This window comes from Thermostichus sp. MS-CIW-23 (genome assembly GCF_054059455.1).
The window spans coordinates 1-17469 of the sequence record NZ_JBSSCC010000001.1; the positions used below are offsets into that span (position 1 = coordinate 1).

At 58.0% G+C, this 17469-nt stretch carries 17 protein-coding genes; 11 read left to right on the forward strand and 6 right to left on the reverse strand.

All coding sequences use genetic code 11. From position 1 onward, the window contains the following. Window positions 1–204 precede the first annotated feature (204 nt). Complete coding sequence (locus tag ACVW0B_RS00005; protein ID WP_457490642.1) at window positions 205–1218, forward strand: ATP-binding cassette domain-containing protein; 1014 nt, start codon at window positions 205–207, stop codon at window positions 1216–1218. A gap of 140 nt (window positions 1219–1358) precedes the next feature. Next, window positions 1359–2213, forward strand: coding sequence for an ABC transporter permease (locus ACVW0B_RS00010; protein ID WP_457490643.1), 855 nt, complete (start codon window positions 1359–1361; stop codon window positions 2211–2213). Between the two features lie 24 nt (window positions 2214–2237). Here ACVW0B_RS00010 and ACVW0B_RS00015 read toward each other — a convergent pair whose 3' ends face one another. Further along, window positions 2238–2453 carry a hypothetical protein gene (locus ACVW0B_RS00015; protein WP_011433464.1) on the reverse strand — a complete coding sequence of 72 codons (216 nt, stop codon included), beginning with the start codon at window positions 2451–2453 and terminating at the stop codon, window positions 2238–2240. 116 nt (window positions 2454–2569) lie between these two features. Here ACVW0B_RS00015 and ACVW0B_RS00020 point away from each other — a divergent pair, with 116 nt between their 5' ends. The 4 genes from ACVW0B_RS00020 to ACVW0B_RS00035 all read left to right on the forward strand — a co-directional run bounded on the left by ACVW0B_RS00020 (window position 2570) and on the right by ACVW0B_RS00035 (window position 6760). After that, window positions 2570–3220, forward strand: a complete 651-nt coding sequence (locus tag ACVW0B_RS00020) for a class I SAM-dependent methyltransferase (protein WP_011433463.1) — start codon at window positions 2570–2572, stop codon at window positions 3218–3220. Window positions 3221–3334: 114 nt separating this feature from the next. Beyond that, a complete protein-coding gene (thiL, locus tag ACVW0B_RS00025; RefSeq protein ID WP_457490644.1) occupies window positions 3335–4357 on the forward strand; it encodes a thiamine-phosphate kinase in 1023 nt (340 codons plus the stop codon). A gap of 201 nt (window positions 4358–4558) precedes the next feature. After that, window positions 4559–5152, forward strand: a complete 594-nt coding sequence (locus ACVW0B_RS00030) for a hypothetical protein (RefSeq protein WP_414407239.1) — start codon at window positions 4559–4561, stop codon at window positions 5150–5152. 84 nt (window positions 5153–5236) lie between these two features. Then, window positions 5237–6760 carry a S10 family peptidase gene (locus ACVW0B_RS00035; protein ID WP_457490645.1) on the forward strand — a complete coding sequence of 508 codons (1524 nt, stop codon included), beginning with the start codon at window positions 5237–5239 and terminating at the stop codon, window positions 6758–6760. Between the two features lie 370 nt (window positions 6761–7130). Here ACVW0B_RS00035 and ACVW0B_RS00040 read toward each other — a convergent pair whose 3' ends face one another. Further along, window positions 7131–9119 carry a protein kinase domain-containing protein gene (locus ACVW0B_RS00040; protein ID WP_457490646.1) on the reverse strand — a complete coding sequence of 663 codons (1989 nt, stop codon included), beginning with the start codon at window positions 9117–9119 and terminating at the stop codon, window positions 7131–7133. 136 nt (window positions 9120–9255) lie between these two features. On the opposite strand from ACVW0B_RS00040, the gene ACVW0B_RS00045 reads away from it, so the two are divergent. Then, window positions 9256–10137 (forward strand): inositol monophosphatase family protein, encoded by an 882-nt coding sequence (locus ACVW0B_RS00045; RefSeq protein WP_414351233.1) that lies wholly within the window; start codon window positions 9256–9258, stop codon window positions 10135–10137. On the opposite strand, the gene ACVW0B_RS00050 is transcribed toward ACVW0B_RS00045, so the two are convergent. Then, window positions 10092–11075 carry a glycosyltransferase family 2 protein gene (locus ACVW0B_RS00050; RefSeq protein ID WP_011433457.1) on the reverse strand — a complete coding sequence of 328 codons (984 nt, stop codon included), beginning with the start codon at window positions 11073–11075 and terminating at the stop codon, window positions 10092–10094. The two genes, ACVW0B_RS00045 and ACVW0B_RS00050, sit on opposite strands and share 46 nt — an antisense overlap. Window positions 11076–11465: 390 nt before the next feature. Then, complete coding sequence (gene hemE, locus ACVW0B_RS00055) at window positions 11466–12566, reverse strand: uroporphyrinogen decarboxylase (protein ID WP_457490647.1); 1101 nt, start codon at window positions 12564–12566, stop codon at window positions 11466–11468. Window positions 12567–12809: 243 nt separating this feature from the next. On the opposite strand from hemE, the gene crtE reads away from it, so the two are divergent. The 4 genes from crtE to ACVW0B_RS00075 all read left to right on the forward strand — a co-directional run bounded on the left by crtE (window position 12810) and on the right by ACVW0B_RS00075 (window position 15802). After that, window positions 12810–13703, forward strand: coding sequence for a geranylgeranyl diphosphate synthase CrtE (gene crtE / locus ACVW0B_RS00060; RefSeq protein ID WP_414328882.1), 894 nt, complete (start codon window positions 12810–12812; stop codon window positions 13701–13703). 71 nt (window positions 13704–13774) lie between these two features. Next, on the forward strand, window positions 13775–14236 hold the full coding sequence (locus ACVW0B_RS00065) for a divergent PAP2 family protein (RefSeq protein WP_414407301.1): 462 nt from the start codon (window positions 13775–13777) through the stop codon (window positions 14234–14236). A gap of 43 nt (window positions 14237–14279) precedes the next feature. After that, on the forward strand, window positions 14280–14897 hold the full coding sequence (locus ACVW0B_RS00070) for a hypothetical protein (RefSeq protein ID WP_414419016.1): 618 nt from the start codon (window positions 14280–14282) through the stop codon (window positions 14895–14897). 62 nt (window positions 14898–14959) lie between these two features. Beyond that, on the forward strand, window positions 14960–15802 hold the full coding sequence (locus tag ACVW0B_RS00075; protein WP_414350903.1) for a SirB1 family protein: 843 nt from the start codon (window positions 14960–14962) through the stop codon (window positions 15800–15802). Window positions 15803–15891: 89 nt separating this feature from the next. On the opposite strand, the gene ACVW0B_RS00080 is transcribed toward ACVW0B_RS00075, so the two are convergent. Together ACVW0B_RS00080 and ACVW0B_RS00085 are read right to left on the reverse strand one after the other, a co-directional pair. Beyond that, on the reverse strand, window positions 15892–16074 hold the full coding sequence (locus tag ACVW0B_RS00080; RefSeq protein WP_414342619.1) for a hypothetical protein: 183 nt from the start codon (window positions 16072–16074) through the stop codon (window positions 15892–15894). A gap of 200 nt (window positions 16075–16274) precedes the next feature. Further along, window positions 16275–17330 carry a TauD/TfdA family dioxygenase gene (locus ACVW0B_RS00085; RefSeq protein ID WP_457490648.1) on the reverse strand — a complete coding sequence of 352 codons (1056 nt, stop codon included), beginning with the start codon at window positions 17328–17330 and terminating at the stop codon, window positions 16275–16277. Window positions 17331–17469: the final 139 nt, after the last annotated feature.

Below are 17469 nucleotides of genomic sequence, written 5' to 3' on the forward strand. Positions count from 1 at the left end.
CCGGGCTTGTTTTGTTCTCTGGTAGAGCAGAACAGGCTCAGGGCTACTGAAAGCCCGCTCCGTACCGCTTAGCGGTCGGAGCCGGGTAGTTTACCTCCCACCATCCCTAGGGGGCTGGCGGCAACGAGCAAGAAATGGTGGCGATCCCTGGCCTCATCTCCCGAACAGGCTTGATAGCCTAGAGGAAGCGAGATGTGGATACCCATGTCAGATACTCCTGCGGTCTTGGTAGAGCAACTTCAAAAGCGCTACGGATCCACAGTGGCCGTGGCGGACGTCTCGTTTCGGGTGGAACCCGGCCAGATCTACGGCATTCTCGGCCCCAATGGGGCCGGCAAGACCACCACTTTGCATTGCCTTTGCACCTTGCTTCGTCCCGATGCGGGCCGGATAGAGGTGTACGGGATCCCGGCCAGCGAAAACCCCAAAGCGGTACGAGAAAAACTGGGGTTTGTCGCCCAAGAGGTGGCCTTGGATAAGGTGCTGACCGGGCGAGAATTGTTGCAGTTGCAGGCCGACCTCTACCACCTGCCGCGCCCCTTGGCTCAAGAGCGAATCGCTGCCGTCCTGGAGCTGCTGGGGCTGACCGACCGTGCCGACCAGCGCATCGGTACCTACTCCGGCGGGCTGCGCAAACGCTTGGATCTGGCGGCAGGACTGCTCCATCAACCCCAGGTGCTGGTCTTGGACGAGCCCACGGTGGGCCTGGACATTCCCAGTCGGTTGGCCATCTGGGATTTTCTGCGCCAACTCAAGAACACAGGGATCACGGTGGTGCTCAGCAGCCATTACCTGGAGGAGATCGACCTGCTGGCGGATCGGGTAGCCATCATCGACCGGGGCAAGGTGATCGCCGAGGGAACCCCCGAGGAGCTGAAAACCCGCGTCGGCGGCGAGCGCATCACCGTCAAGCTGCAGGAATTTGCCCCGGCGGAACTGGCCCAACGGGGTGCCCAACTGCTGGGATCCCTGCCCTTTGTCCAGAAGGTGGTGATCAACAGCGCCCAGGGCAACGCCCTGAATCTGGTGGTGCAGCGGAATGGAGAGGATCCCCTCAGCCAGATTCGCGCCCACTTGCAGGCTCATGGGCTAGAGGTGTTCAGCAGCACCCAGTCTCGTCCCAGCTTGGATGATGTGTATTTGGCGGCAACCGGGCAAACCCTGATGGACGCGGAGCTGGCCGCTGCCGAGGCCAATCTGGGCAAAAAGAAAAAGTAACTTCATCCCCTCATGATCGAGCCCCATTGATCCCTGTACAAAGGCATATCGAGATATTTATTGGCTGTATTGGTTGATGGATTAGATACTGCATTCATTCATCACACACTCATTGATCACAACTCTACAGGAGCTTGGGTATGAACTCTGCCTCTTCCCCGGTTCAATCTAACCCGATCCCCCTTCTGACGGCTGACTTTTGGCAGGAGACCTTTGCCCTCACCCGCCGCTTGTTTATCCAACTGCAGCGTCGCCCCACAACCTTGCTGGTTGGCATTATCCAGCCGTTGCTCTGGCTAATTTTGTTTGGTGCTTTGTTTCAGAATGCTCCTGCCGGCATTTTCGGGGCCGGACAAAACTACACCCAGTTTTTGGGGGCGGGAGTCATTGTGTTTACGGCTTTTGGTGGAGCCTTGAATGCTGGGGTGCCGGTGATTTTCGACCGAGAATTTGGCTTTTTGAACCGGTTGTTGGTGGCTCCCCTCACCTCTCGTTTTTCCATTGTTCTTGCTTCTAGCCTGTTCATCGTCAGCTTGGCGTTGCTGCAGACGGCAGTCATTGTGGGGGCAGACTACGCCCTTGGGGCCGGGATCCCCGACGGGCCAGGCTTGGCGGTGGTGGCCCTGATCGTGGGCCTGTTGGTCTTGGGCTTTACGGCGCTGGGCTTGGGCTTGGCCTTTGCCATGCCGGGGCACCAGCAATTGCTGGCTTTCATCTTTTTGGTGAACTTGCCCCTGATCTTTTCCAGCACGGCCTTGGCTCCCCTGAGCTTTATGCCCACCTGGCTGCGTTGGGTGGCCAGCCTCAACCCCCTCACCTTTGCCATCGAGCCCATCCGCCATGTTTACCGCAGCAGCCATTGGAGCTGGGCCGATGTGGTGCTGCAGGCTCCCTGGGGCGATCTCACCCTGGCGGGATCCCTGGGCCTTTTGACGGGGTTTGTGGGGGTGTCGGTTCTGCTGGTGCAGGGGGTGTTGCGCAAAAGCTTGGCCTGAGCCTCTCTGCCCAGGCTGTGCCGCTCAAAGCCACTGGCGGGAAACGGACTTCTCCATAGCTGCCTGTGCCCGCTGCACCAGAGCCAGGGGGCTGTCCTGGGCTGGGGAAACGCTGAGAGAAGGAGTAAGGCTGCGAGCCTGCAGAGCCATGTGGAGCTGCAGTTCGGTTACGTACTCCCGCAGGCCAAAGTTAGACCCAGAAGAAGAAGGAGCCGCTGAAGAGGGGTGAGACACAGACATCACGGCAAAGAGTCCTTCGCGAAATGGCCACTGTTGCTCTGCTAAGGTATCACGCCCACCCCTTTTCCGAAGCTTCCAAAATGTTAGCTTTGATTAAGATTTGCAACCGTTTGGCCATGGTGGTGCTCAAGGATTGGCAGCGCTCCAAGTTGGATCCCAGCGACGATGCCCTCTTTTACAGCTATCCTCGCTTCGTGACTCATGTGGATTCTGGCTTCATCGGCCAGCTCACCGATCTATACCGCGAGCATTTGCGGCCCCAGACCCGCATTCTCGATCTGATGAGCAGTTGGGTCTCCCATTTGCCACCTGAGATGGAGTTTGCCCATGTGGAGGGGCATGGGATGAACCCTGAGGAACTGGCGGCCAACCCCCGGCTGGATCACTTCTTCATCCAAAACTTGAACCAAAACCCAAGTCTGCCCTTCCCTGATCAATCCTTCGACGCGGTGCTAAACACGGTCTCGGTGCAGTATCTGCAGCAGCCAGAGCAGGTGTTTGCCGAGGTGTATCGCATCCTAAAGCCCCAGGGCCTGTTCATCGTCAGCTTCTCCAATCGCATGTTTTTCCAGAAGGCGATCCAGGCTTGGCGGGACAACTCTGAGGCGGGGCGAGTGGAGTTGGTCAGGCGCTATTTTGAGTCGGTGCCAGGGTTTGCGGTGGTGAAGGTGATCCAGCGGCCTGCCCCTATGGGTTGGCTGGGCTTTTGGGCAGGCGGAGGCGGGGATCCCTTCTATGCCCTGATTGGACAGCGGACGGCGGGGTAGAATTCTCCAGCTTGCCTGTGGCGTGCAGGCAGGATCCTTGGAAATATCCAACAAGACTCCAGCATCCACCAGATCTTGCAGCTGTGTTATCCTCGCTACCCTCAGAGGTCTGTCTTGTTCTCCGGTCTTTCTGACAGTTCTTCCCCACAAAACGGCGATCCTTCCCCCCTACCCATCTCAGCAATTGGGGAGGCGGGTCTGCTGCAGATCGTGCAGCGCTACTGTCCGGCCCAGGTGGTGGGGGATGATGCGGCGGTGTTAGCTGCTCCGGAGGGGCAGTTGGTGGTGACAACCGATGTGTTGGTGGAGGGAGTTCACTTCAGCGATCTGACGACCCCGGCCCATGCGGTGGGCTGGCGCGCGGTGGCCGCCAATCTATCGGATCTGGCCGCGATGGGATCCCGTCCGCAGGCGTTGGTGGTGGGTTTGGGCTTGCCGGGATCCACGCCGGTCGCTTGGGTGGAGGAGCTTTATCAAGGGATGCGGGACTGTTGCGCCCGCTGGGAATGCCAACTGGTGGGAGGGGATCTGTGTCGGTCGCCGCATCGATTTGTGGCAATCACGGCCCTGGGATCGGTGCAGCCGGGGCGGGCTATTCAGCGCAGACGGGCTCAACCCGGCGATTGGCTGGTGGTAACAGGGCCGCACGGAGATGCGCGGGCAGGCTTGGAGCTGCTTCTCCATCCTGAACAGGGATCCTCAGCCACGGCAGCCGAGCGCGAGCAGTTGATCAGGGCTCACCAATACCCACGCCCGCGACTGGATCTGTTGCCCCTCTTAGAAGGGATCCCGGATCCCTTGCGCATTGCCGGCATGGATACCAGCGACGGTTTGGCAGATGCCCTGGTGCAGGTGTGTCAGGCCAGTGGGGTGGAGGCAAGGATTGCCGTGGAGCGGATCCCGATTTCAGAAGCTTTGCGGCAGGCTTTTCCGGCCCAAGCCTTGGAATGGGCGCTCTATGGAGGCGAAGATTTTGAGCTGCTCCTCAGTGCCGAGGTGTCGGTGGCCAAGCATCTGTTGGAAAGATTGCCGGGGGCCGTTTGGATTGGAGAAGTGACAGGCTGGGATCCGCAGGGAACCGTCTGGCTGAAGGACGGGCAAGCCCTCAGCCGTCAACAAGCCTTCCAGCATTTCTAAGAGGCGTTGTGCTGCAGGATGGCCACCCAAACTGCCAACAGTTGAAAACAAATCGACTTGTGGGAGAAAACAAGCCCTAGGAAGGATTCGATAACCTAGAAGTGGAGAGAAGCTGAGACAAGGAAGCAAATTGACTTGGAATAGCTTCAGGCAACTGCTCAGAACTCGGCAGAACTTGGCGAAGCATTGGAGACTCTACTCATGAAAGCTATCTTAACAGCAGCCATTCTTGGCCTGGCCGGGATCCCTTCGTTGGCCCCCTTGCCCAGTTCGGCTCAGCCGCTTTTTGAATTGGGTGCCTACCGCCTTGAGCAGGGGACGATTATCCCGGTCGGCAGCCTGAGTAGCGAAGGGCCGCAATACTTTTATCCCGACACCGTCTATCCCCTGGAAGTGGCCGTTACTCAGAACATTTTTGACAGTCAGGGGCGCTTGGTGATCCCGGCGGGTAGCCGCATTTTTGGACAGATGGAACCTGCACCGGGCGGATCCCGCTTTGTCGGCACTTCCATTGTTCTCGGCGGTCGTACCTACAGCCTGCGGGCTTCCTCCAACATCCTCCACGACGAAAAGGATCCCCGTCAGTATTCGGCTGAGGCCATCGCTCAGGATGCAGCCATTGGGGCAGCCGCGGGAGCCATTTTGGGGGCCATCACGGGCAGAGTATCAGTGGGCAATGTCCTGGGAGGCGCCGTGACCGGAGTGGTGGTGGGCAATGTTACCGCTCCCCAGGTGGTGGTGCTGCGCCCCGGCCAATCTTTCAATCTAACTTTGGAAGCTCCGCTGACGCTGTGAGGTGCCGTTTGGAGATTCCTCTGGGAGTGTTGAGGGTCGGCGACTTGTGATTCACTGGGGATCAGACTGCGGATCCCTGTTCTCATGGCTACTGAATCTAAGCCCACTTCCCCCCTCTCCTCCACCGAGCACAGGTTTACGGCTGGAGAGGAGAGCTTTACCTACAGAGCGCTGGCCGGTTGGCAGACCCTTTTCCAGCGGGAAAAGCCGGTGGCCGAGATCTTTCACGTCGCCTATCTGAAGCAAGACTCTGCTGCCCAGCACCGCCCTCTCACTTTTGTGTTCAACGGTGGGCCTGGGGCAGCTTCTGCCTACCTGCACATGGGAGCGCTGGGGCCCAAACGGATTTGCTTCGGGCCCAACGGCAGTTTGCCCCCCTCCCCGGTGCGGCTGGTGGACAATGCCGAAAGTTGGTTGCCCTTTTCCGACCTGGTCTTTGTCGATCCGGTGGGGACGGGGTTCAGCCGCGCCCTGCCCAAGGATTCTCAAGACCCCAAAGATTCCCGGGAGAAATCCGATCCGGCATCCAAGCCCCCTCAGCCGGATGCTAAGGCGGAGGAGCCTCCTAAGGAATCGCCCTTCTGGGATGTGGAGCGGGATTTGCAATCCTTGGGAGAATTCATTCAGGGCTTTCTTTCCCGATACAAACGCTGGCTCTCCCCCATTTTCATTGCCGGCGAAAGCTACGGTGGGTTTCGGGTGGCGCGGCTGGCCAAGGAGCTGCAATCCAAGTTTGGCGTAGGCTTGTCGGGGGCCATTCTCATTTCGCCTGCACTTGAGTTTGGGTTGCTGGAGACCAACGATTACAACCTCAGCACCTGGGCAACGCTTTTCCCTTCCTACGTAGCTACAGCAGCTCATCATGGACGGTGTGGCTGGGGGGAGGATTTGCAGATCCTGCTGCCCAAAGCAGAACGCTTTGCCCGACAACGTCTGCTGCCCCTCTTGGCCATGGGGGAGGCAATGCCAGAGGCAGAACGGCAAGCGGTGTATCAGGAAATGGCAGCAGGGATCGGCCTATCTCCAGAATATGTAGCCCACAAAGGCGGGCGGATCGATATCGCCAGTTTTGCCCGCGAGCTGTTGCGGTCGCAGCGACTGGTGCTGGGGCTTTACGATGCTTCTGTAACCACGGTGGATCCCTTTCCGGATCGGCCTACCTTTGAGGGATCCGATCCCACCTTGGATGGGATCGATCGCCTGTTCACGGCGGCCATCAACAGCCACTTGCGGGAGACCTTGCAAGTAGAAACGGAGTTGACCTATCACCTGCTGAACCTAGAGGTGTTCAAGTCCTGGCGGTTCACCCCAAAAGGAGAGTTGAAGCAAGGATTCATCGGCGCAATGGATGAGCTGCGCAGCAGCATGGCCCTCAACCCCCACATGCGGGTGAGCATTCATCATGGTTTTTACGACCTGGTCACTCCCTACTTTGCCTCGAATCACCTGGTGGATTTGATGAAGTTGGATCCGCGGTTGAAGGCCAACCTCACCCTACGTCATTATCGCGGCGGACACATGTTCTACACCTGGGATCCCTCGCGATTGGAGTGGTTTACAGAAATGCGTGAGTTTTACTCGAAAACAGCTTCCAGCTCAGAGTCATAACATACTCGCCGGGCGAGGATTCTGGTTCCTGGTTTTGCAGCAGCACTTATAGTCAATTCAAATGGCAATGAGACACTAGCCGGTGCAATAGCTCCGCTAGAAAGTTCCTCTATAGCGTGCATCCTTGCCCTCTTGAAATTTAGGCCAGGACACTGGCCCACACCCAAAACGTTGCATGCACAGGGCCATAGGGCTTTTCTCAGTAGCTCAAACGACCCTACTCCCTACAACCAGTCGCGTAGCTCTGAGCTGGGGATCTCACGGCGCTCCCCGGTAACCGTGAGAAAAATCGTGAGAAAAATAATGAGCGGTTTTGATTCCTGTCTTTCCCTCTTCTTGAGAGAGAGAACTCAGATGGGATCCCTGTGGGCTAAGGGGCTTGTTGTTGACTTTGTTGTTGACTTTGAACAGGAGGGATCCGGCGCAAATTCAAAAGCACCATTGCGCTGAGGGGGCGCGTGTTGGCCAGTAGCCCCACGATCAGCAGCAGCCAACTGTTCAAGGCAGTATTGGCCAGCAGCCAGCCCATCAACAGAGCCGATCCTGCCCCTTCGGCAACTGCCGCCAAGAGCCAAGCCCGGCCACCTTTCCAGCCCTGAGACCACAAGGCCCATTGCAGCCCACCGACGCCAACCCCCACCAGCAAACCGCGCAGCGCATCTCCCATTGCCTGCAAGACATTTTGGAGCCAGGGATCCGTCGGGTTAAAAGCAGAGGTTGCTACCCCCACCTGGGGAGCGAGGAAATCCGCCGCCGCCCAGCCCAAAGCCGTGGCCAGCAAAGTTGCAGCCACCCATCCCACCGAAACCTGCCGCCGCAACACCAGCCACTGCAGCAGCCCCATCAGCAAGCCAAGGCCGGCTCCAGCCACCGCTTCTTGTAGTGATCCCAAAGCCGCCAGCAGAGGCGCTGATGCCCCCAGCCCCAGGTAGCCGATCCCAGCCGCCCCCAAATTGGCCAAGAGCCAACTCAACGCCGACCCTTTGCCCAGGCGGGGTGCATTCAGGGGTGCATCCAACAGATGAGAGCCGGACTTGCTGTTGACATGTTCCTGCCCAACCTTCTGTTCCACCTCGCGCAGTCCCTGTTCCGCTGAAGGGTTACCCGGTTCCAGCCGCAGCACTCCTTGATAGTCCATCTGGGCAAGGCCCCAATGCCCCTGTCGTTGGTGGGCCAGGCCGCGGTAGAGATAGTAGCGGGCTTCGTTGGGGGCGCTCTGGATCAGCTCATTGAGCAGATGGACGGCCATCTTGTACTCGCCTGCCTCGATCAGGCTTACCGCCCGTTGTAGCTTTTCTTCCTCGTCTGGGGCGGCTCGACCCATCGGCTGTTGGGAAGTCGGCTGGCCAAATCCGGTCGGGATCCGCTGGGGACGAACACCTGGAGATGCAGGAGATGAACTTGAGGGGACGAACGGGGCAGGAGGGGCAACCTTGTTTCCATAGACAGCCTGTAGCTGCTGGCTGAGCCCTTCCATGTTGGCTGGGCGGAGGGCAGGGTCTTTCTCTAGGCACTGGAGGATGACCCTCTCCAGAGCAGCAGGGATGGGGTGGGCTAGCTTGTGGTCTTGGAAGGGGCGGGGCTTTTGAAAGTTGTGGACGTGGTACCAGCCTTGCAAGGTGTCGGTATCCGGCTCGAAGGGCAACGCACCAGTTAACAGCTCGTACAGCACCACCCCCAGGGAATAGATGTCGGAGCGGCCATCCAGCTTTTCTCCGCGCATTTGCTCGGGCGAGGCATAGACCATCGTGCCCAAAAAATAGCCCGTCTGCGTCAGGCCACGAGAGGTCTCCCCCATGAGCTTGGAAATGCCGAAGTCCAGGATCTTGACCCGCTCTTTCCCATCGGGCCCTTTCTGCACAAAGATGTTGCTGGGTTTAATGTCGCGGTGGATGACGCCGCGAATGGAGTGCTTGCCCAGATCCATCTGAAAGTTGTGGGCGTGGTGCAGGGCAGAGCAAATTTGCAGAGCCAAGTTCACCACTCGCTCTGGGTGCAAGGGGCCTTCCCGAGCCAGCACATAGTCCAACCCCTGGCCGCTGTAGGGTTTGGCATTCAGGTACTCCATCACCAGATAGGGCTGGTTTTGGTACAGGCCGTAAGAGCGCACCTGCACGATGTTGGGGTGCTCGCCCAACAGAGCGCTGACCCTGGCCTCATCCATGAAGCGTTGCTGCAGTTGCTGGTAGTACTCTGGGCCCATGTCCGGGGGCGGCGGGCGCAACAACTTGACGGCCACCAGCTCGTCATTGAGCTGGGTATCCACCGCCTCGAACACATTGCCGTAGCCACCCTCGCTGATGTGGCGGGTCAGCCGGTAGCGGTTGCCAATCAGTTGTCCAATCAGGCGCTGGTTCATGGAGGAGGGCGGCCAGCCGGGGAGTCTACCTATGATTCTAGTCAGCTTAGGGGCTTAAAACCTGCTGGTGAGGGATCCGCTGCCATTGCGACCCCTTTTCCACCCCAAAAGCCAGGGATCCCGCTAGGATTGGGGCATGAGTGCTCCTTCTGCAACTGCTGCTCTATCCCCTTTCTGGCTGGAGGTTACCGAGTTTGCCTTGCAGGCTACGGCCAGCGTGGGATCCCAGCTCTTGGCAGACTTTGGCCAGGCCCACCCTACGGTTCGCGCCAGCGGGACGGAGTCCTTAAAAGCCGACGGCAGCTTGGTAACCTCTTCCGACGAGTGGGCGGATCGCGCTTTTCAAGGGGCCATTGCCGCTGCCTACCCCGATCACGGTTATCTGAGCGAGGAATCCAACCACATTTTTCCCGAGAAGGAGTGGTGTTGGGTAGTGGATCCTTTGGATGGCACCACCAATTTTGCCCGTGGGATCCCCATTTGGGGCAGCTCCTTGGCTTTGCTGCATTGGGGCGTGCCGGTGTTTGGCTGTGTCCATCTGCCGCCCATCCGCCAGACTTTTTACGGTTATTGGCCTCGGTTTCCTGGGGATGCAGCAGCAGGAGCTTTTCTCACCCGCCACGACCGGGATCCCGCCTGTCCCCAGCCAATCCGTCCTAGCACCGCCTCACCCGGCCCCAACCAATTGTTCAATTTCTGTTCCCGCAGCAGCCATTGGATTAGCCCGCAATTCCCTTGCAAAGCGCGGATGTTGGGGGGCGCTGCCTACAACCTGCTGGCGGTGGCCGGTGGCAGCCTTTTGGGGGCGGTAGAACGCTCGCCCAAGATCTGGGATGTGGCGGCAGTGTGGGCCATTGTCAAGGGGGCCGGCGCCGTTTGGGAACCCCTGAGCTGTGCCGATCCGGATCCCGGCCAGCCTCTCATTCCCGGCAAGGATTATGGCCGACTCACTTACCCCGCCCTGGTGGCAGCTCAAGCCGAGTGGATCCCCTTATTTCGCGCCTTCATCGCTCTGTAGCTTTCGTAAACGGCCTGCACGTTGTACCAGTTGAGGAAAAAAATCCGGCACAGCTCCAAGGCCAACTGCGAGCGGCCATGCCGGATCAACCAGCGCAGCAGCGGTTCCACCCGCTTCTCGTTCAGCCAGCCCCCCAGGGATAAAAGGCCCCACAGGAATTGGTGCAGGGGCGTCAGTTGGATCATCAGGCGCACGGCCCAGGTGGGGTGTTTTTGGTAAAAGAGAATACCCATGCGGCCCCGCTGCCGTTCCCGCTCAATCAATCCTGGGATCTGCTGCAGCTCAAAGGGCGGATGCCAGTGGTAGCCGGTGGCCTGGGGGCACTTGACCAGGCGCAGGCCCAAACGTTTTAGCCGCACCCCCAGCTCCAGGTCTTCCCAGCCGTAGAGGTGAAACCGCTCGTCAAAGGGGCCGGCGGGGGTTTCGCAGGCCAGCTCCAACCAATGGCGGGCAATGGCCACGTTGCCGGTGGCGAAAAAGGCTGCCGAAAAATCGGTGGGCTTGAAGGGTTCGGAGCGGGGATCCTGAAAATTGCTCGTGTTGATCACCCGCCCGTAGGTGAAGACCTTGGCCTCGTGGGGGGAGCGGGGATCCCCTGTAACGCCGTGCCGCCGCAGCATCTGGGCGTGGCTGGCCAAGAAGTGATCCACCACCACCAGGTCGCTGTCGATAAAGACGATGAGGGATCCCTGGGCGTGGCGAAACCCCAGGTTGCGGGCAGCGGCGGGGCCACGGTGCTCCTGCTGCAACAGTTTCCACTGGGGCAAGCCAACGGGGTTGTTCTGCAGCCATTCCACTGTGCCATCGGTGGAGCCATCGTCCACCACCACCACCTCGTAGCCCTCGTAGGGGCCGGGCTGCTGCTGCGCCAGGGCCCGCAGACACTGCTCCAAAATGGGACGGCGGTTGTAGGTGGGAATGATGACGCTGATGTACACCGGGGATCCCTGGAGATGGCCGTGCAACCTTAGAGCAAAAGTTGAGCAAAACGCTTCAGGGAGGAGGGGTTCGCGCTGCCTGTTAGGCTAGAGGGCTTTTAGGAGCATGACTCTAGTCAATAATAAGCTCAACTATACTGAAAATAATGTATAATATGTTCAGTACGGATTACTACCAGTTGATCTTTCTGTTTACTTTCGAGTCTGCCAACATGGTAGCCAAAGCAAAGCAGAAAATTGGTAGTAAGACGACACGGAAACTGCGCTTTGGGTATTCTACTCAAAGCTTTGCGGGATACCGCCATTCTGTTTGGACTCCGTCCCGCTAACGCGAATGGAAACAAACAGAATGCTATCGCTGCATAGTTGAACAGTGATGTTCAGCAGTGTTCAGCGTAAATGTATCAGCTCTGCCGACTGGCGCACCGTCTCGAAAAAGTGATGGACATTGGCCTCTGGAGTGCTTGGGTGGATGCCATGGCCCAAGTTCATGATGTGTCCACGGGATCCGGCTTTTTGAATCACTTCTAGGGTGCGCTGCCGGATGAACTCTGGGGATCCCAGCAATACCATCGGATCCAGATTGCCCTGCACCGCCAGGGATCCCAGGCGAGCCCTGGCCTCTGCCATGTCGCTCATCCAATCGAGGCTGAACACGTCGATGCCGGCTTTGCCCACCCGCTCCAGCAAAGCGGCGCTGCCGTTGATGTAGAGGATCAGCGGCACCTGCGGATACCGAGCTTTCACCTGATCCACAATTTGCTTTTGGTAGGGCAAGGCCCAACACTCGTAATCGACTGGGCTGAGCTGGCCGGCCCAAGTATCGAACAACTGCACCACCTGGGCGCCGCCCTCGATCTGGTAGATCACGTAGCGGGCAATGCTGTCGGCCAGCTTGCTCAGCAACTGATGCAGCAATGGCGGCTGTGTAAAGGCCAAGCTTTTGATGTGGGCATAATCTTTGGAGCTGCGCCCTTCCACGGCATAGCAGGCCAGAGTCCAGGGGGAGCCGACAAACCCCAGCAGCGTTGCTTTCCCTTCCACCTCGCGGCGCAGGGTGCTGAGAATGGTCTTGATAAAGGGCAGACTTTCTTCCGGTTCCAGTAGGCGAATGCGCTCAATTTGGGCTTGCGAACGAATCGGCGGGTCGATGATCGGCCCCTGATGCTCCACCAGCTCAAAGGGGATCCCCATGCCCTCAAGGGGGGTGAGGATATCGCTGAACAGGATCACTCCATCAGGGGCAAAGGCCCGAAACGGTTGCAACGAGATCTCGACGGCCAGCTCCGGGATCTCGCAACGCTGCTTAAAGGTGTACTTGCTTTGCAGCTCGCGGTAGGCCGCCATGTAGCGACCCGCCTGGCGCATCATCCAAACTGGAGGGCGATCCAGCACTTCCCCTCGGGCCGCCCGCAGCAAACGGTCACCCAAGTGCTCCGCACCGCTGGCGGTGGAGGGGGGGGCGCTGAGCTGAACAGGCGAGTGGGACATAGGAGGGCAATCCGGCTAAAGATCCTTATGAATCCTGACATTGTGGCGACAGCAACCGCAAGTTGGCGGCTCAGGATCCCTGCAGTTTCTTCATCGGCTGCAACTTGCTGTTACTTCTTACCCTTTTGGCCTCTGGGCTGGGATCCCCAATTAAAGTGGACATGAGATAATGACACCTGACAAGTCTGTTGAAGAACGGCTCGACAAGGATCCCCCCATTGCCGAGTTGAGAGGAAACCCCGCTTGGTTGCCCAAACCTTTAACCTGAAAGCCTACCTGAGCCAGCGTCAGCAACAGGTGGAAGAAGCTCTCTCTGCAGCTTTGGTTCCCGCCTATCCGGAGCGCATTTACGAGGCGATGCGCTACAGCCTATTGGCAGGGGGGAAGCGCCTCAGGCCGATCCTTTGTCTGGCTGCTTGCGAGTTGGCCGGCGGCACTGTGGAGCAGGCTCTGCCTACCGCCTGTGCCCTGGAAATGATCCACACCATGTCGCTGATCCATGACGATCTGCCGGCCATGGACAATGACGACTTTCGCCGCGGCAAACCCACCAACCACAAGGTGTTCGGCGAAGACATTGCCATCTTGGCAGGAGATGCCCTGCTGGCCTTTGCCTTTGAGCACATTGCCAGCCAAACTCAGGGGGTACCGCCGCAGTTGGTGTTGCAGGTGATTGCCCGCATTGGCCATGCTGTGGCGGCAACCGGTTTGGTGGGGGGACAGGTGGTGGATCTGGAGTCGGAGGGCAAAGCCATTTCCCTGGAAACTTTGGAGTACATTCACAGCCACAAGACCGGCGCTCTGCTGGAGGTCTCGGTGGTTTCGGGAGGGATCCTGGCGGGGGGAGATGAGGAGCTGCTGGACCGCCTGAGCCGCTACGCCCGCGATATTGGCTTGGCCTTTCAGATTGTGGACGACATTTTGGACATCACCGCCACCAGCGAGCAACTGGGCAAAACGGCAGGCAAGGATCAAGCTGCCGCCAAAGCCACCTATCCCAGCTTGTTGGGCCTAGAGGCTTCCCGGCAAAAAGCCGAGGAGCTGATTCAATCGGCCAAGGAAGCGTTGCGCCCCTATGGATCGCGGGCAGAACCGCTGCTGGCTCTGGCGGACTTCATCACTCGCCGTCAGCATTAGGACAGGACAAGGGGACAAGATCAGATGGGATCCCTGGAGACCCTGCTCGCATTCCTGTGCTGGAGAGCCGTATGCTGCAACAGTTGATGGCCAATCATGTCCTCTGGGTTGCTTTGCTGGCCAGTGTGTTGGCCCAAGCCATCAAGCTGATCCTTTCCTATGTGCGGTCAGGCAAGGTTAACCTGCGAGTCTTGGTGGAAACCGGGGGAATGCCCAGCTCCCACGCAGCGTTGGTGACGGCTTTGTCCATTGGGGTGGGGATGCAGGAAGGCTGGGACAGCCTGCTGTTTGCCGCGACGGTGGTTTTTGCTTTGGTGGTGATGTACGATGCTGCCGGGATCCGCCAAGCCGCTGGAAAACAGGCGCGGGTGCTGAATCGCCTCCTGGAAGAATGGTTTGAAGAAAAGGGCGCCGACCGTTTTCCAGAACCCTACCTGAAAGAATTGCTGGGCCACACTCCCGTTCAGGTCATGGCCGGCGCGGCTTTGGGGGCAGCCTGTATCACACTGTCATTTGCCCTGGGAGTAAACTGAGAGCCATTGGGGCATGCTAAGGCAGAAGTACCGCGGGGTGGTCATGGCTTCCAGTTCTCAACCTCGTCCGATCCAACGTTGCCCTTCCTGTGGCAAGCCGATCCCAGCCTACCGGTTCAAATCTCCCTACTGCGACCACTGCGGTTGGCGGGCGGCTCCGGCAGCGCAAACCCCTCAAAAAGGTGGATCCCTGGGCCAGAAAATCGCAGCTCAGGTAAACGGGATCGGATCCCAAGGTCAACGCTTCAAGGTGCCCCCTCTGCTACAGCCGCTGCTGAACTTCAACTTTTACCTCTATCTGCTCTGGGGGATCAGCCCTCTGTTTCCGCTGGTGGTGGATCGACCCCTGCTGGCCGAATCCAACTATCTGCTCCTAATCCCGCTTTTGTTGAGCTGGGGGCTGCTTTATTTGGCGGTGCGAGATCTGCCGCTGCCGGACGATTTGCGGCTGCCGCGCCTGTTGTTGGATGTATCGTTCATCCTGCTGCCCTTCTTCCAGAAAATTAATGTGTCCAAAGCCCCCAACCGACCCTATTGGAATGCTCTGCTGATTTGGGTGATCGGGATCCTGCTGCTTGCCGCTTTGCGGCTTTGGAGCTTTAGCCTGCTCCTGACGGCGGTGACCTTGCTGTTGACCAGCTTTTGCACGCTGCTGTTCTAACCGAGATCCTTGCAAAGAACCTCAACTTGCAAAGAACCTCAATATTTAATATTTAACATTTCATGAGCATTCCTGCTGCCCGTCAACGCTTTGCCCTTGAAATCCAATCGGAGCCCATCGATCTGGGTCGGGCGGCCCTCTGGATTGCCCAAGAAGCCTATCCCGATCTGGAGGTGGAAGAGTATGTGGCCGCTCTGGATGAGATGGCCGCAGAGGTGCAAGAGCGCCTTCCCCCGGAGCGTTATCCCCTGCGGGTCATCAAGATCTTGAATCACTATCTCTTTGAGGATCTGGGCTTTCGTGGCAATCGCGAAGATTATTACGACCCACGCAACAGCTTTTTGAACGAAGTGATCGATCGGCGCACCGGGATCCCGATTACGCTGTCGCTGATCTATCTAGAGCTGGCGCGGCGGATCGATTTTCCCATGGCAGGAGTGGGCATGCCCGGCCACTTTTTAATCCGGCCCCTGTTTGCAGGCGCCGAGATTTTTGTGGATCCCTTTCAGCAGGGGGAGATTTTATTTCCAGAAGATTGTCAAGAGCTTTTGTCGCAAATCTACGGGCCTGGGATCCCTTTCCAAGAACACCACCTACGCCCCACCCCTCCCCGCCTGATCTTGGTACGCTTGCTCAACAACCTCAAGCAAATTTATCTGAGCCGCGCCGAACTGGAACCCGCTTTGGCAGCAGCGGAACGGATCTTGTTGTTGATCCCTGAATCCTTGCCCCACCTAAGGGATCGCGGGCTGTTGTATTATCAGTTGGGCCGTTGGCAGCAAGCCTGCCAGGATCTCAAGCGCTACTTAAAACAGGCGCCTTTCCACCCCGAGATCAATCGCTCTGATGAGCATTTAATCCGGGAAATTGTCGAGAGATTGGAATCTCATCCCGACTCATGCTAGGAGCATGCACAATTGCTCTCAGTTGTGCGTTGTGTAAGTGTGTAAGTTTTGAGCAAGATCTGCCGTCGTTTGCAAGCAAGGCTAGGTTTCTAGCAGGGATCGGAAGCAGCCCTTACCTCTTGGCGCAAAATGGCTTCCACCAGCTTATCTAAAGCCTCTAGATCAGATAGATCATAGTTTTTTTCCCAGAGGATTTGGTTAATGCTGGACTCCTGCTGCAGAGTTAAAACCGAAGATTGTAAAACCTCATCGATGATCTGGCGAATGCTCATCTTAACCTCGCAATCGTGAGAAGAATTGATGGCTTTAGCTCATAAGCCTAGAATGCTGGAAACGCTCTGCGATAGCCATCGTGAGGATCACGTATCTTGACATCAGAATCTGGGGCGACTCATCCAAACCCTTTCGGGGAAATCGCCAATAGTACTTTTACGGACTTGAGCTATGGATGGCGCTGAAGTCTGCGAACTTCTCAGGATCTTCTGAGACAGACCTGCTCCCCATTGAGGGCAGCTTGGGCCTCATCATCTGTTGCGAAGGCGGTGCGAATGATGCGCTCACCGGGATGGCGATCCCCTGCCGAAAGGCCGAGATCCCGCACCACAAATGAGCGCTGGATCCAGCGGTCGAAGCCATCGTAGCGGGGAGAGAAGGCAGTCCGTCCGTGAACGGTGCGGCGATTGTCAATACAGAGTAGATCCCCTGTTTCCAGCTTGATGCCTCGGTAGACAGCGTGGATTCCCTTCCTCAGGGCTTCTAGAGCCAGACTGGCTTCGGGGGTGAGCCCCACCATCAGGTCTTCGTCGTAGTTCCAGAAGGGATCCTCTCGACGGCCATACAACACCGGCAAAATGGGGCCATTGATCAGGGCTTGCCGGTTGCCGAAGGAGTAGTCGATGCCAGTGCGATACAGGGGTTCAAACAGCAGCTCTCGATCGCGCTCTCCCAGCAAAGGCAGGACATGACGGATGCTGGCGTAGGTGGTTTCCGCCACACGATCATGGTCGGGGCGCAGGCAAAACAGCAGCAAAAACTCTGGTGAGTAGGGATGAAAAACCGTCTCGCGGTGAAACTGTAGCCGAGTGCGGGATCCCTCGGAAGATTGCACCTCTTCGCTGTCGGGAGTAGGCACCAAGTTTTGAAACAAATCCCCGTTTTTTTCTTGGATGTAGGAGACCAAATGCCCCAAGCGGCTGCCGATCATCGCCAAGCAGCGTTCGCTGACAAAAGTGGTTTTCTCCTCAGAGCGCTGCGCCAGAGCCGGTGTGCGGGTATGGTCTAGTCCGGGATCCACGGGCAAACCCCGCAGCAGCAGGATCCCTTCCGAATTGGAATACAACTGAAACTCCAGCAAGGCCCGCCGCAGATAACGGGGCAGCTCATCTGCCCGCATCTCGCAGTCCAGGAGAAATTCTTCTGTTTCCCGGTAGGGATCGGGCCCAGGTGCCAAAAACAGGTTTATCGTCTTTTCATCAAAGCCCTGACAATCGATCAGCAGGCATCCTTTTGCAAGCTGTGAAGTCTTCATCACGATCCCTCACCACCCACTGCCCTAGTCATAGCAGCCGCAGCAACTTTTGGGCAGGGATCCTACACTCAAAACCCAATCTCGGCGAGTGTAGCGCACTACCCTTCGGTGCTAGAACCTCAGTCTGAGGCGGGGCAGA